This window comes from Pseudonocardia sp. ICBG1034, assembly GCF_020131375.1.
Classification (GTDB): Bacteria; Actinomycetota; Actinomycetes; order Mycobacteriales; family Pseudonocardiaceae; genus Pseudonocardia; species Pseudonocardia alni.
Genome location: NZ_JAHLEK010000019.1, coordinates 21056 through 33758, shown reverse-complemented (window position 1 = coordinate 33758; position 12703 = coordinate 21056). Strand labels below are relative to the sequence as shown.

Annotated in this window: 13 protein-coding genes; 8 read left to right on the top strand and 5 right to left on the bottom strand. The window is 75.0% G+C overall.

Translation table 11 applies throughout. The features are described 5' to 3' along the window. Positions 1-2: 2 nt before the first annotated feature. From KPF22_RS20200 to KPF22_RS20175, 6 genes are read left to right on the top strand one after another with little or no spacing between them, the layout of a single operon-like run. The gene (locus tag KPF22_RS20200) at positions 3-1028 is read left to right on the top strand and encodes a rhamnose ABC transporter substrate-binding protein (RefSeq protein WP_224402999.1); all 1026 of its coding nucleotides are present in this window, start codon (positions 3-5) and stop codon (positions 1026-1028) included. A 10-nt stretch (positions 1029-1038) separates the two neighbouring features. Continuing rightward, positions 1039-1881 (top strand): sugar phosphate isomerase/epimerase family protein, encoded by an 843-nt coding sequence (locus KPF22_RS20195; RefSeq protein WP_224402998.1) that lies wholly within the window; start codon positions 1039-1041, stop codon positions 1879-1881. After that, positions 1878-2747, top strand: a complete 870-nt coding sequence (locus tag KPF22_RS20190) for a sugar phosphate isomerase/epimerase family protein (RefSeq protein WP_224402997.1) — start codon at positions 1878-1880, stop codon at positions 2745-2747. The genes KPF22_RS20195 and KPF22_RS20190 overlap by 4 nt, the downstream gene beginning before the upstream one ends. A 43-nt stretch (positions 2748-2790) precedes the next feature. Beyond that, positions 2791-3678, top strand: coding sequence for an alpha/beta fold hydrolase (locus tag KPF22_RS20185; protein WP_073574096.1), 888 nt, complete (start codon positions 2791-2793; stop codon positions 3676-3678). After that, complete coding sequence (locus tag KPF22_RS20180; protein ID WP_224402996.1) at positions 3675-4766, top strand: agarase; 1092 nt, start codon at positions 3675-3677, stop codon at positions 4764-4766. Before KPF22_RS20185 ends, KPF22_RS20180 begins: the two co-directional genes overlap by 4 nt. Before the next feature lies 1 nt (position 4767). Beyond that, positions 4768-5580, top strand: coding sequence for a mycofactocin-coupled SDR family oxidoreductase (locus KPF22_RS20175; RefSeq protein ID WP_208824916.1), 813 nt, complete (start codon positions 4768-4770; stop codon positions 5578-5580). A 341-nt stretch (positions 5581-5921) separates the two neighbouring features. On the opposite strand, the gene KPF22_RS20170 is transcribed toward KPF22_RS20175, so the two are convergent. The 3 genes from KPF22_RS20170 to KPF22_RS20160 form a co-directional block, all read right to left on the bottom strand. After that, complete coding sequence (locus KPF22_RS20170; RefSeq protein ID WP_224402995.1) at positions 5922-6158, bottom strand: hypothetical protein; 237 nt, start codon at positions 6156-6158, stop codon at positions 5922-5924. A gap of 188 nt (positions 6159-6346) precedes the next feature. Continuing rightward, positions 6347-7018: a DedA family protein gene (locus KPF22_RS20165; protein WP_224402994.1), complete on the bottom strand. Its 672-nt coding sequence runs from the start codon at positions 7016-7018 to the stop codon at positions 6347-6349. A gap of 149 nt (positions 7019-7167) precedes the next feature. After that, complete coding sequence (locus KPF22_RS20160) at positions 7168-7569, bottom strand: CBS domain-containing protein (protein WP_224402993.1); 402 nt, start codon at positions 7567-7569, stop codon at positions 7168-7170. A 153-nt stretch (positions 7570-7722) separates the two neighbouring features. Here KPF22_RS20160 and KPF22_RS20155 point away from each other — a divergent pair, with 153 nt between their 5' ends. Both KPF22_RS20155 and KPF22_RS20150 read left to right on the top strand, forming a co-directional pair. Beyond that, complete coding sequence (locus tag KPF22_RS20155; protein ID WP_208824924.1) at positions 7723-8739, top strand: LLM class flavin-dependent oxidoreductase; 1017 nt, start codon at positions 7723-7725, stop codon at positions 8737-8739. Next, positions 8736-9674 carry an NAD(P)/FAD-dependent oxidoreductase gene (locus KPF22_RS20150; protein WP_224400888.1) on the top strand — a complete coding sequence of 313 codons (939 nt, stop codon included), beginning with the start codon at positions 8736-8738 and terminating at the stop codon, positions 9672-9674. Before KPF22_RS20155 ends, KPF22_RS20150 begins: the two co-directional genes overlap by 4 nt. A 39-nt stretch (positions 9675-9713) precedes the next feature. On the opposite strand, the gene KPF22_RS20145 is transcribed toward KPF22_RS20150, so the two are convergent. After that, positions 9714-10742, bottom strand: coding sequence for a saccharopine dehydrogenase NADP-binding domain-containing protein (locus tag KPF22_RS20145; protein WP_224400889.1), 1029 nt, complete (start codon positions 10740-10742; stop codon positions 9714-9716). Further along, positions 10742-12694 (bottom strand): phosphopantetheine-binding protein, encoded by a 1953-nt coding sequence (locus KPF22_RS20140; RefSeq protein ID WP_224400890.1) that lies wholly within the window; start codon positions 12692-12694, stop codon positions 10742-10744. The genes KPF22_RS20145 and KPF22_RS20140 overlap by 1 nt, the downstream gene beginning before the upstream one ends. Between the last annotated feature and the right edge of the window lie 9 nt (positions 12695-12703).

Below are 12703 nucleotides of genomic sequence, written 5' to 3'. Positions count from 1 at the left end.
GCATGGGAGCCGCCGTCGCGCTGGCGACTCTGCTGGCGCTCACCGCGTGCGCGGCCGCCGAGCCGTCCGGACCACCGCCGCCGCGGCCGGTCGCGGACTGCAACCTGACGATGATCCCCAAGAGCACCGACAACCCGTACTTCGCCGCGGTGCGCACCGGGATGGTCGACGCCCAGCGCGAGCTCGGCGGTGACCTGTCGTTCGTCGGCCCCGCGGCCGGCGACGTCACCGGGCAGATCCAGCGCATCCAGAGTGGACGCCAACGCGGGTCCTGCGTGATCGGCATCTCCGCGGTGGACTCGTCGGCGGTCGCCCCGGCGCTGGACGCCGCCCGCGCCCACGGATCGCGGGTCATCAGCTATGACGCCGACGTCAGTGACGGCTCGCGGGGCCTGTTCGTCAACATGGCCACCGCCGACGAGCTCGGCCGCGCCCAGTTCGACATCCTCGCCCGGGCGATGGGCGGCACCGGCGAGTTCGGCATCGTGTCGTCCCAGAGCACGGCCGAGGTGACCAACGGCTGGATCGACGTCATGAAGGCCCAGCTCGCCACACCGCAGTACCGCGGCATGCGCCTGGTCAAGACCTCCTACGGCGACGACGACGCGAAGAAGAGCTACGACGCCGCCGTCGCGCTGCTGCGGGCCCACCCGGACCTGCGGGGGATCATGGCGCCGACCCCGATCGCGATGGAGGCCGCGGTCAAGGCCGCCACCGACCTGGGTGTGGCCGACCGCGTGGTGGTCACCGGCCTGGGCAACCCGGGCACCCAGGCCCAGCTGCTCACCAGCGGCCGGGTCCCGGCCTACGTGCTGTGGAGCCCCCGCGACCTGGGCTACCTGACCTACTACGCGGCCGCCGCCTACACCGCGGGCGAGATCACCGGCCGGCCGGGCGAGACCTTCGACGCCGGGCGCCTGGGGCGCCGGACCGTCGGGCCCGGCGGGGAGATCGTGATGGGCCACCCGATCACGTTCACCCGGGACAACGTCGGTCGCCACCTGCACGACTTCGAGACCACCGGCTGAGCGAGGAGACATGTTCCGCTACACGTACAACACCCTGGCCTACGGCCGGGAGCCGCTGTCGGAGGGGATCGCCCGGCTGGCCCGGTACGGCTACGACGGCGTCGAGCTCGTCGGGGAACCCGCCGAGCAGGACACCGGACGGATCCGCGCCGACCTGGAGCGGCACGGCCTGGTCGCGTCCTCGATCATCAGCATCTTCACGCCCGAGCGCGACATCGTGAGCACCGATCCTGCCGTGCGACGACATGCCGTGGACTACGTGCGCGGCAACGTCGACCACGCCGCCGCGCTGGGTGCCGAGGTCGTCACGTTCACCCCGACGGCCTGCATGAAGATCGTCCCCGGCGCCGAGCGCGCCCGGGAGTGGCAGTGGGCGGTCGAGGCCGCCCGCGCGGTCGGCGACCACGCGGCGGAGCGCGGGGTGCGGATCGCGGTCGAGCCGTGGAACCGCTACGAGACCTACCTGATCAACCGGATGGACCAGGCCGTCGCCTTCGTCGACGAGGTCGCCCGCCCGGCCGTCGGCGTCATGGCCGACACCTTCCACATGGCCATCGAGGAGACCGACATCGCGGCCGCGATCCGCCGTGCCGGAGCCCGCCTGACCCACGTGCACCTGGCCGACTCCAACCGCGCCGCCCCGGGGTACGGGCACCTCGACTTCGCCCCGGTCCTCGCCGCGATCGCCGACGTCGGCTACGAGGGCTGGATCTCCTACGAGCTGCTGCCCGCGGCCGGCGACGTGTGGGGGGTGCTCTCCGGTGCGGGCGCCCCCGAGTTCGGCGACCTCTACACCGGGTCCGCGATCGCCCACACCAGGGCCGTCGTGGCCGGGCTGGGGGAGCGCACGTGAGCCGTCCACTCGGCCTGAGCACGTTCCTGCTGGCGTCCCCGTTCTCCGACGACGCCGTGCGGCCGGCGTTCGAGCAGGTCGCGGCGCTCGGCTACGACCTCGTCGAGGTGTGCGTGGAGGACCCGGCGGTCCTGTCGGCACCGGTGCTGAACGCGGCCGCCCGGGAGACCGGTCTGGCCGTGGGCGTGTGCGGCGCGTTCGGGCCCGAGCGCGACCTGTCCCACGACGACCCGGCCCGGCGCCGGCAGGGGGTGGACTACCTGCGCGGCTGCATCGACCTCGCCGCCCAGGTCGGCTCGCCGCACGTCGCCGGGCCGATGTACGCGACGACCGGCAGGGCCCGGATGCTCCCGCCGGACGAGCGTGCCCGGCAGTTCCGGTGGGCCGCGGACAGCATCCGGCAGGCCGCCGACCACGCCGCGGAGCGGGGCGTCGCGCTGGCGGTCGAGCCGCTGAACCGGTTCGAGACCGACCTGGTCAATACCGTCGAGCAGGGCCTGGAGCTGTGCGCCGCCACCGGCCGGGACAACGTCGGCCTGCTGCTGGACACGTTCCACATGAACATCGAGGAGAAGCACCTGGGCGACGCCGTACGGCTCGCCGGTGACCGGGTGTTCCACGTCCAGGTCGCCGAGAACGACCGGGGGACGCCGGGTAGCGGGCACCTGCCGTGGGCGGAGTTCTTCGACGCGCTCGACGACATCGGCTACCGCGGCCAGGTCGTCGTCGAGTCGTTCCTGCCCACCGTGGCCGAGATCGCCCGCGCCGTGTCGCTGTGGCGCCCGGTCGCGGACTCGCCACAGGCACTGGCCCGCGACGCGATCGCGTTCCTGCGCTCGGCGGACGTCCGCCGGGCCCGGTCGTGACGGCCCCCGAGCAATGACCACCACCTACGAGGGAGCGAACCCCATGGAGATCGTCGACCACCACGGTGAACGGGTCCGGCACGGCCGGGCCACGGTCAACGGCGTCCGCCTGCACTACCTGACCGCGGGCGAGGGCGAGCCCGTCCTGCTGCTGCACGGGGTGCCCAAGACCTCCTACCACTGGCGGCACGTCATCCCGTTGCTGACCCCGCACCACCGGGTCGTGGTGCCGGACATGCGCGGCCTCGGCGACTCCGAGCACGCCGTCGGCGGCTACGACATGGCGAACGTCGCCGAGGACTTCGCGGAGCTGATGACCGAGCTCGGCCACGACCGCTTCCGGGTGGTCGGCGAGGACTGGGGTGCCGCCGCGGCCTACCAGCTCGCGGCCAACCACCCCGACCGCGTCCAGCAGCTCGTCTACCAGGAGATGATCCTCCCCGGGTTCGGGCTGGAGGACTACTCGTTCCTGACCCCGGACAACGTGCGCAGCTACGTCTGGCTGTGGCACATCAACTTCTACTCCGTGCCCGAGTTCCCCGAGATGCTGATCAGCGGCCACGAGCGGGAGTACTTCTCCTACTTCATGAAGCACGAGACCCACGACCCGTCGGCGATCACCCCCGACGCGCTCGACGAGTACGTGCGCTGCTACTCCTCGCCCGGCGGGGTCCGGTGCATGTGCGAGATCTACCGGGCCACGCTCACCGACGGTGACCAGAACCGGGAGTCCGCGCGGACCCGGCTCCCGATGCCGGTGCTGGCCGTGGGCAGCGAGCACTTCATCGGTGCCGACAACGAGCGGCAGATGCGCGAGGTCGCCGACGACGTCCGCGCGGTGATCCTGCCGTGGGGCCATCAGCTCGCCGAGGAGTCGCCCGCGGAGCTGGCCGGGCACTACCTGCGCTTCTTCGCCGGGGAGACGGCATGAGCTACGCGGTCCGCGACGGCCGGCTCGTCGACCCGGACGGGAACCCGTTCCTGTCCCTCGGCCTCAACCACACCGACGAGGCGGCACTGAAGTTCCCCCGCGCCGTCGACGTGTGGCGCGAACGCTACGGGTCGCGGCAGCGCTGGATCCGTGACGGCGTCGTCGCGGATCTGCGCGGGTGGGGGTTCAACACACTGGGGTGGACGAGCGAGTACGTCGCGGGCGGCTGGGGCGAGGCGCTGGACTGGTTCGGCGACCCGATCGACCTCAAGCACTCCGAGCAGTGGACCGCTGCCGAGCTGCGCGGCGCGGGGATGCCCTACGTCGCCCAGGTGCGGGTGGCCGAGATCGAGGACTGGAACGGTCACCCGGCGTTCCGGCCGCTCGACGACGACTTCGTCGACTGGTGCGACCACCTGGGCCGCGCGATCGCCGCCGAGCACGCCGACTCGCCGGACCTGCTCGGCTACTTCCTGGTCGACATCCCTGCCTGGTTGCCGCACGCGTCCGGCCGGGACTTCGTCGAGCTCTCCGGCCTGGAGCCGGGCGCACGGGAACGCGCGCTCTACGATGTCGCCAGCCGCTACTACGAGACGATCGCGACGGCCCTCCGCCGCTACGACCCGCACCACCTGATCCTCGGCGACCGGTTCAACGGCAACAAGGGGATCCCGGAGCCGGTGCTGCGGGCGATGGCCCCGCACGTCGACGTCCTGTCCGTGCAGTACTTCACCGAGCCGACCGACGAGTCGCGCCGGGCGATGCACGACGACCTGGCCCGCTGGCGTGCCCAGTGCGGGGACAAGCCGGTGATCGTCGCCGACATCGGGAACTGGACCCCGACCGAGCTCGACCCGCACCGCGAGGGCCTGCCCGACCACGCCGCCCGCGGCGCGGACTACGGCGCCGCGATGGAGGTCCTGCTCGACGAGCCCTGGTTCGCCGGGTGGCACTGGTGCGGCTACGTCGAGAACACCGGTGGGCGCGGCTGGGGGCTCAAGGACCCGTGGGACGAGCCCTACCGGCCCCTGACCGACGCGATCACCGAACACAACCGCCGCGCCGCGGCGTACCGGAAGGGGAACTGAGATGGGACAGCTGGACGGCAAGGTCGCGGTGATCACCGGCGGCGGGCGCGGGCAGGGACGGGCGCACGCGCTCCGCCTCGCCCGCGAGGGCGCCGACATCGTCACCTGCGACATCACCGAGCAGGTGGCCACGGTCCCGTTCGCCACCGGGCGCCCCGGCGACCTCGAGGAGACCGTCGCGCAGGTGGAGGAGCTGGGTCGTCGCTGCATCGCGCTCGAGGGCGACGTGCGCCGCACCGCGGACATGGCCCGGCTGGCCGACACGGCGATGAGCGAGTTCGGCCGCATCGACATCCTGCTGGCCAACGCCGGGATCCTGAGCCTGTCGGACAACACCTGGGAGCTCACCGACGAGGCCTGGGACGACATGATCGACATCAACCTCACCGGCGTGTTCAAGGCCTGCCGGGCGGTGGTCCCGCACATCCGGGCGGGCGGCGACGGCGGCTCGATCGTGATCACGTCGTCGATCGCGGGACTGCGCGGCGTGGCCGGCTGCACGCACTACACGGCGGCCAAGCACGGCATCGTCGGCCTGATGCGCACGCTGGCCACGGAGCTCGCGCCGGAGTCGATCCGGGTGAACACCATCCACCCCACCGGCGTCGCGTCGCCGATGTCGAACAACGACTTCTTCCCGCAGTGGCTGACCGAGCACGAGGAGCTGGGCAACGCCATGCGGTTCAACCTGATGCCGGTGGACGCCCTGGCCGAGACCGACGTGTCCGAGGTGATCGCGTTCCTCTGCTCCGACGCGGGGAGGTGGATCACCGGGACGACCGTCCCCGTGGACGCGGGCTTCCTGCTCAAGTAGGCCGCACCGGTGGTGCTCGGCCGCCGCACCGCGCGTCCTGCCGTGGCGTCCCGAGGCCGATCGGGTAGTCGGAGACGCCCCGGCCGACGCAGGCGTCGCCGCCGTGGAGGGCGATGCCGTGCTGGGCCGCCTCGACCGTCAGCGTGGATGGCGCCCCGGCCGGGGCGGTGATCCACGGGGTGGGCGGGCCCGGCGGCTCGGGCCACCCCCCCCCGGGAGCCACCCGACTCCGCGCCGGGCGGTTCCCGGGGGCACCACCGGCAGCGCTCCGGGTCGAGAGCCCCCGGGAGCAACCGGCGGGGGCGCGTCGTCTCCCCGGTACCCGGGGCCGCGGGGAGGGGTCAGTAGCCCCGCAGCTCCCAGCGGGTGGAGTCGGTGGTGGGGTTGCCGTTGCCGATGCAGGTGAAGGTGGTCGGGGCCCCCGGGGCCGCGTTGACGATCTTCGCGCCCTGCTGCTGGCAGACCGTCTTGTTGTTGTAGTAGCCGACCGTCTCCGCGAACGCGGGTGCGGCCACGGCGAGCGATGCACCCATGGCGATCGCCGCTCCACCGATGAGGATGCCCAGTCGCTTCGTCATCTGCTCTCCTGCCTCGTCGTGGCGTCACCTCCGGGGTGCGCCGCCGGTCGTCGTCGCGGACGGACCGAAGCTGGATCGGGGGTCCCGGGACCCCTCCCGAGACGGGACCGGTCCGGCCTCGGACGGCTCCGAGGCCGTCGTCGTCGACGTCGGTCTGCGCGCCCGGACGGGTGACCGGCCCGCCCTCCTCACGCGTGCCGGTCACCCGTCGACGTCGACGCCCGTCCCGCCCGGCGGCGTCCGGCTTCCGCCGGTGTGCGGGGGCGGGGCGAATACGGCCGCCGCAACCCGCGGACGAGCATCCCGACGACCACCAGCAGCAGGGCGAGGAGGAGCAGGTGCGCGGTCGCCTGCTGCGCCGCGACCAGCCGGGCGGCGGTCGCCGAGCCACGGGTGAGCAGACCCCCCAGCGCGAACGTGGCGAGCCCCCACACGGAGGCCACCGGGATGCTGACCGCCGCGAACCGGTGGTACGGGAGGACACCGCTCGTGACGCGCGGGACCAGTGTGCGGACCACCGCGAACCACTGTCCGAGCGCGACCGCGAGCACCGGGCGACGCTCGGCCAACTGGAGCACCCGGGCGGCCGCGGCCGGCAGGCCGCGCCTGCTGTGCAGCGCCGCCGGGCCGCCCCGGCGACCCCGCCAGTAGCCCAGGCTCGGTCCGGCGGCGCCGGCGACGGCGGCGGTGAGACCCGCGGCGACACCGGGCACCGTGCCGCTGCCGGCGAGCACGCCGAGTCCGACCGTCACGCTGATGCCGGGCAGCACCACACCGATCAGCAGACCCGACTCCGCGACCAGCGCGACCGACGCGACGACGAGCAGACCCGTCCCGAGCTCGCCCGCGAGCACCGCCATGCCGTCCGCGATCACGCTGCCCCGCGGTTCCCCGGCCGCCGGCCCGCGTCGCGCTCGGACATCGGGCGGGACGCTAGCAGGGCGCTCCGGCGTCGAGCGGGACCCTCTCCACGTGGTCGGCCGCCGCCGGCGGGTGCCGGCCCGGTGCGTCAGGACGGGGGCCGCAGCGGTGTCGTGCGTGGACGGCCGCCGGCCCCGCGCGCGACGACGCCGACGACGTCGGAGGCGGTGACGATGCCGTCGATCCGGTCGCCGTCCGCGACGAGGACGGCGTCCCGCCCGTCGGCCGCCATCGCCGCGGCGGCCGCCGACAGGGGCGCCGAGGACGGCAGTACCGCGACCGGGCCGTGGACCTCGGCGACGGTGAGGACGGCCTGGCCCAGGCGACCCCACTGGGCGGCGACGCCCCGGAGCAGGTCGGATTCGGTCACGAGGCCGATGCAGTGCGGACCTGCGAACACGGGGAGGTGGTGGACGTCGTGGGCCGGCATCAGGTCCAGCGCGGTCCGGACCGGGGTCTGCGGGGTGACCGCGACCAGGCGCGAGGCCACGACCGCGTGCAGCGGCGGGTCGTCGTCGACGCCTGCCCCGCCACCGCCCCGGGGGGGACGGACCGGAGGTCCCGCTGCGCCCCTTCGGCCCGGACCCCTGCACCGGCCCACCGACCACCTTCAGTCGATAACGACATCCGCTACTGTTAAGGCGTGTCCCCTCCGTCGTTCGGCGTCATGCTGTTCACCCACCGCTTCCCCGGGCAGAGCGCGACCGAGGTGTTCGCGCTGGCCGCGGACGTCGCGCAGGCGGCCGAGGCGCACGGGTTCGCGTCGGTGTGGACCACCGAGCACCACTTCCTGACCGGTTACGGCGTCAACCCCTCCGCGACGACGCTGGCCGCGTTCCTGCTCGGCCGCACCCGGCGGGTGCGGGTCGGCACGGCGGTGACGATCCTGCCGACGCACCCGCCGGTGCACGTCGCGGAGCAGGCGGCGCTGCTCGACCAGCTCTCCGGCGGCCGGTTCGACCTCGGCGTCGGCCGGGCCGGGCCGGTGGTGGACCACGAGGTCCTCGGCACCGGCATCGAGCGGTGGCGCACCGGGCTGCCCGAGGCGCTCGGCCTGGTCCTCGACTCCTTCACCGGGCGGGTGTCCGCCGACTCCGAGCACTACCGGTTCCGCGAGGTCGCACCCGGCCCGGAGCCGTACACGCGTCCGCACCCGCCGGTGCACGTGGCCGCGACCTCGGCCACCGGGGTGGAGCTGGCCGCCCGGCACGGCCTGCCGATGCTGTTCTTCTTCTCCCAGACCGCCGACGAGCAGGCACGGCTGGTCGCCGACTACGAGCAGCTCACCGCGGCGCGGCCGGTGCACGGCACCGCGGCCCTGGCCCATGTCACCGACTCGGTCGCCGAGGCCGAACGGGTCGTCCACGAGCGGCTGGCGCCGGTGTTCGCCTCCGGCTACGCCGAGTACGTGATGGTCGAGGAGTACCGCGGCCAGCGGCCCACCCCCGACGAGCTGGCCGCGGGCATCCTCGCCCGGCAGCCGATCGGGCCGCCCGAGCTCTGTGTCCGCCGGCTCGTCGACCTGGTCCGGGGGAGCGGGGCCGGCCGGGTGCTGCTGCACGTCGAGTCCTCCGGCGAGCGCGACGCGGTGCTCGCCAACGTCGAACGCCTCGCGACCGAGGTCCTGCCCGCCGTCCGCACGGAACTGGAGAACGCGTGAACGACACCTACGACGTGGTGGTCGTCGGCGGTGGGCCCGCGGGCCTGTCGGCGACCCTCGTGCTCGGCCGCCAGCGGCGTCGCGTCCTGCTCGTCGACGCCGGCGAGCCGCGCAACGCCCCGGCCGCCGAGATGCACATGTACCTCGGCCGCGACGGCGGGGACCCGGCGCAGCTGCTCGCCGACGGCCGCGCGGAGGTCGACGCCTACCCGACGGTGACCCGCCGGGCGGGCCGGGTCACCGGCGTGCGCGGCGCCCTCGACGACTTCGCCCTCGACCTCGACGACGGCACCGTCGTGCGGGCGCGCCGGCTGCTGCTGGCCGGCGGCCAGGTCGACGAGCCGCTCGACGTGCCCGGGCTGGCGCAGCGGTGGGGCGGCTCGGTGTTCCACTGCCCGTTCTGCCACGGCTACGAGACCAGCGGCATGGCGCTCGTGGTGATCGGCAACGGCCTGGCCGGGATGCTCGCCGCCTACGTGCGGGACCGGTTCAGCGACGACGTCGTCCTCGCCACCCACGGCCCCGCCGAGCTGCCCGGCTGGGTCGCGGCGAACCTGGAGGCGGGCGGCGTGCGGGTCGTGGAGTCCCCGATCACGGCGATCGACGGCGACCTGGGCGCACTCGAGCTGCGCTTCGCCGACGGCACCACCCTCGCCCGCGACGGCATCTACCACCGTGCCCCGACCCGCCCCGGCACCGCGCTGGCCGGGAGCCTCGGCGCGACCGTGCTCGACGACGGCACGATCGCCGTCGACGAGTGCGGCCGGACCTCGGTCCCGGGGGTCTCCGCCGCCGGCGACGCGGCCCGTCAGCCCGGGCTGCCCGACGGCGTGACACTGGTGAGCGTGGGCGCCGGGAGCGGCGTCGCCGCGGCGGTGTGGCTGGAGCAGGAGCTGTTCCGGACCGGTCTGCCGGTCGCCCCCGGCCAGGGGTGAGCCCGGCGGGCGCCCCGGACGCGGTCCGGGGCGCCCGGGTCAGTACCGCAGCTCGTCCACCGAGGGGTCGGCGGCCAGCCGGGCGGCCGTCGTCACCGGGTCGAGCACCTCGGCGGCCCGGCCGACCCCGTGCGGGACCCGGCCCGCCAGTACGTCGGTGACGGCGAGCGCGGTGAACGCGCCGGTCAGGGCGAGCGAGTCGGTGGACCGCAGCAGCGTGCGGCGGGCCCCGTCGGCGTAGCGCGCCGACGCGAGCAGGGTGATGGCGACGCCGTGCGCGGCCACGTCGGCGTCGGCCGCGGCGATGACGGCGTCGACGTGCGCCAGCGGGTCGCCCGACGCCCAGGCGGACGCGAGGGTGTCCGGCAGCCCCGGCCCCGGGAACACCGAGTAGGCCCGCAGCTGCGCCGCACCGGTGTCCGCGGCCAGGCGCTGCGCCTCGGCGGTGAGCAGCGGCACGGCGTGCACCGGACCGTCGAAGCCCGGCAGCGACACCGCGGGCTGCACCGCCAGCGCGGCCTCGACGGGGCCGCCGTCGCGCCACAGCGCCCGGGGCAGCCCGTAGCGGGGCGGGACCGACAGCAGCACGTCCGCCGCCGCGGCCGGGGTCAGCCGGTCGGCGCCACCGGCGTAGAGGTCCAGCCGCCGGGCCCCCGGCGGGAGCAGGCGCGGCAGGAGCCCCGACAGCCCGGGTACCACCCCCGTGCCCAGGACGACGCAGCGGTCGCCGGTCGGGAACGGGTCCAGGTCGCCGGCCGGATCGACGAGGTGGGCCCCCGCGGCGAGCGCCGCGGCCAGCACGGCCGGGGTGAGCCGCAGCGACGGTCCCGCGCACTGCACGACGACGGCGGCGCCGGCGCAGAACCCGGCCAGGGCGTCGGCGTCGCCCGCGTCGACCCCCACGGCCTCGGCCCCGAGCGCGGCCGCCGGTGCGGCGAGCGCGCCCGCGTCGCGGGCCCCGAGCCGCAGCCGCACCCGGCCCGTCGCGGCCAGCCGCCCGGCCGCGGCCCGCCCGGTCGCCCCCGACGCGCCCAGCACGGCGACCAGCGGACGGGCGGCTCCGGCCATCAGGACGCCCGTCCGGCCGCCGCGACCCCGGCGACCGTCGGGTCGGCGAGGAAGGCCCGTACCGGCACCGGGTGGTCCAGCTCGGCGGCGAGGCGGGCCAGCACCCGGATCGCGAGCAGCGAGTCGCCGCCCGCGGTGAAGAAGTGCACGGTGCGGTCCAGCACGGGGACCTCCAGGAAGTCCTCGAACACCTCGGCCACCGTCTGCTCCGCGCCGTCCGCGGGCGGTCCGGGGGCGTGCGTGCGACCGGTCCCGGGCAGCGCGCCGATGCGCAGCCCCTCCCCGGGGGCCGGGTCGAGGGCCTCGGGCAGCTCCGGCACGGCGTCCCAGCCGGGTCCGTCGGCCAGCGCCGTCGCGAGCTCGACCAGCTCGGCGAACGCGGCCGTCACCTCGTCGTCGACGAACAGCTCCGCGACCAGGGAGAACACCAGGACGAGCTGCTCGTCGATCTCGAAGCAGCGGGTCTCCAGCGCCACCTGCGGTGTGCGCAGGTGGTGGGTGTAGTCCCCGGCGCGCACCCGGCCCAGGGGGCCGGCCTCGCTCGGTAGCGGGCTGCCCATCGCGGCGTCCATCCCGATCGTGGACTGGAACACCACCGGTGCCACCGGGCGGTGGGTGCCGCGCCGGCGCCCGACCTCCCGGGCCACCTCGACGCCCGGGACGAGCATGTGCGCGGCGTGCTCGGCGAAGGTCCCCTGCACGGACCGGGCCAGCTCGGCGAACGGCACCCCGGCCTCCGGGACCACCGGCAGCAGCATGGTGGTGGCGAAGCCGCCGATCATGCGGTGCACGTCGGGGTGCAGCGGCAGGCGTCCGGTCTGCAGCGAGTTGAGCAGCATCCGCCGGTGCCCCGACCAGCGGGCCAGCACGACGGAGAACGCCGTGAGCAGCGCCGTCGCCGGGGTGACCCGCTGGTCGCGGCAGGCCGTGCGCAGCGCCGCCCAGCGGGCCGGGTCGAGCCGGAACTCGCGGTGCTGCATGACCGTGGGCCTCACCTCCTGCGGGTCGACGACCAGTGGCAGGGCGGGCGGGGCGGGCAGCGCGTCGATCCGCTCCCACCACCAGTCGCGGTCGGCGGTCCGGCCGCGCGTGCCGCGCAGCGCCCCGACCGCCTCGACGTAGTCGCCGGGGTCGATCTCCAGGGGGTCGAGCACCGCGTTCCAGTCCTGGGCGAGTGCCAGCAGCTCCCGGGTGAGCACGCCGGCCGACCAGCCGTCGAAGAGCAGCAGGCTGAACGCGCCGTGCAGCAGGCCGGCGTCGCCGGGCAGCAGCGTCAGCCGGATGTCCAGGCCGGGGCCGGACATCGGGTCGGGCCCGGTGACGTTCATCAGGTCCCGCAGCGCGGCGAGCCGGGCGTCGATCTCCTCCGGTGCGGCGTCGCGCAGGTCCAGCACGGTCGGGGCCGGCAGCGCCCCCGGCGCCCCGGTGGGCAGCACGTACTGGCGGCCGTCGGCGTCGACCCGGGCGCGCAGGCCGGGCTGACGCCGGGCCAGCCGCTCCAGGGCGTCGGTGAGGGCCTCCGCCGCCTCGTCGCCGTCGATGCCGTCGAGCGGGTAGTCGACGTAGTAGTGCGCCGAGGCGTAGGACAGCTCCCAGCCGTCCTGCTGCCCGACGAAGTAGCCCTGCTGCAGCGGCAGCAGGGCGAACGGGGCGTGCGGGTCGGCGCGACGGCGGGTGATCGCGGGGAGTGACCCGGTCGACGGATCGCTCACCCGATCGGCGACCAGTGCGGCGATCTCGCCGACGGTGGTGTCGACCCGGACCTCGGCCAGGCCGAGCGCGACGCCGAGGCGCTGCCGGATCAGCGCCGACATGCGCACCGCCAGCACCGAGTCACCGCCCAGGACGAGGAAGCCCACGTCGTCGGGGATCTCGGCGGGGGGCAGGTCGAGCAGTTCGGACCAGACGGTCGTGATCTCGGCGGTGTGGTCGGCGGTCGGTGGGGCGGTCATGCGCGAGAC

Bases quoted from the DNA above. Each gene is read 5' to 3' on its own strand.
- KPF22_RS20200 (WP_224402999.1), top strand. From the start codon at position 3: ATGGGAGCCGCCGTCGCGCTGGCGACTCTGCTGGCGCTCACCGCGTGC.
- KPF22_RS20195 (WP_224402998.1), top strand. From the start codon at position 1,039: ATGTTCCGCTACACGTACAACACCCTGGCCTACGGCCGGGAGCCGCTG.
- KPF22_RS20185 (WP_073574096.1), top strand. From the start codon at position 2,791: ATGGAGATCGTCGACCACCACGGTGAACGGGTCCGGCACGGCCGGGCC.
- KPF22_RS20180 (WP_224402996.1), top strand. From the start codon at position 3,675: ATGAGCTACGCGGTCCGCGACGGCCGGCTCGTCGACCCGGACGGGAAC.
- KPF22_RS20175 (WP_208824916.1), top strand. From the start codon at position 4,768: ATGGGACAGCTGGACGGCAAGGTCGCGGTGATCACCGGCGGCGGGCGC.
- KPF22_RS20170 (WP_224402995.1), bottom strand. From the start codon at position 6,158: ATGACGAAGCGACTGGGCATCCTCATCGGTGGAGCGGCGATCGCCATG.
- KPF22_RS20165 (WP_224402994.1), bottom strand. From the start codon at position 7,018: ATGGCGGTGCTCGCGGGCGAGCTCGGGACGGGTCTGCTCGTCGTCGCG.
- KPF22_RS20145 (WP_224400889.1), bottom strand. From the start codon at position 10,742: ATGGCCGGAGCCGCCCGTCCGCTGGTCGCCGTGCTGGGCGCGTCGGGG.
- KPF22_RS20140 (WP_224400890.1), bottom strand. From the start codon at position 12,694: ATGACCGCCCCACCGACCGCCGACCACACCGCCGAGATCACGACCGTC.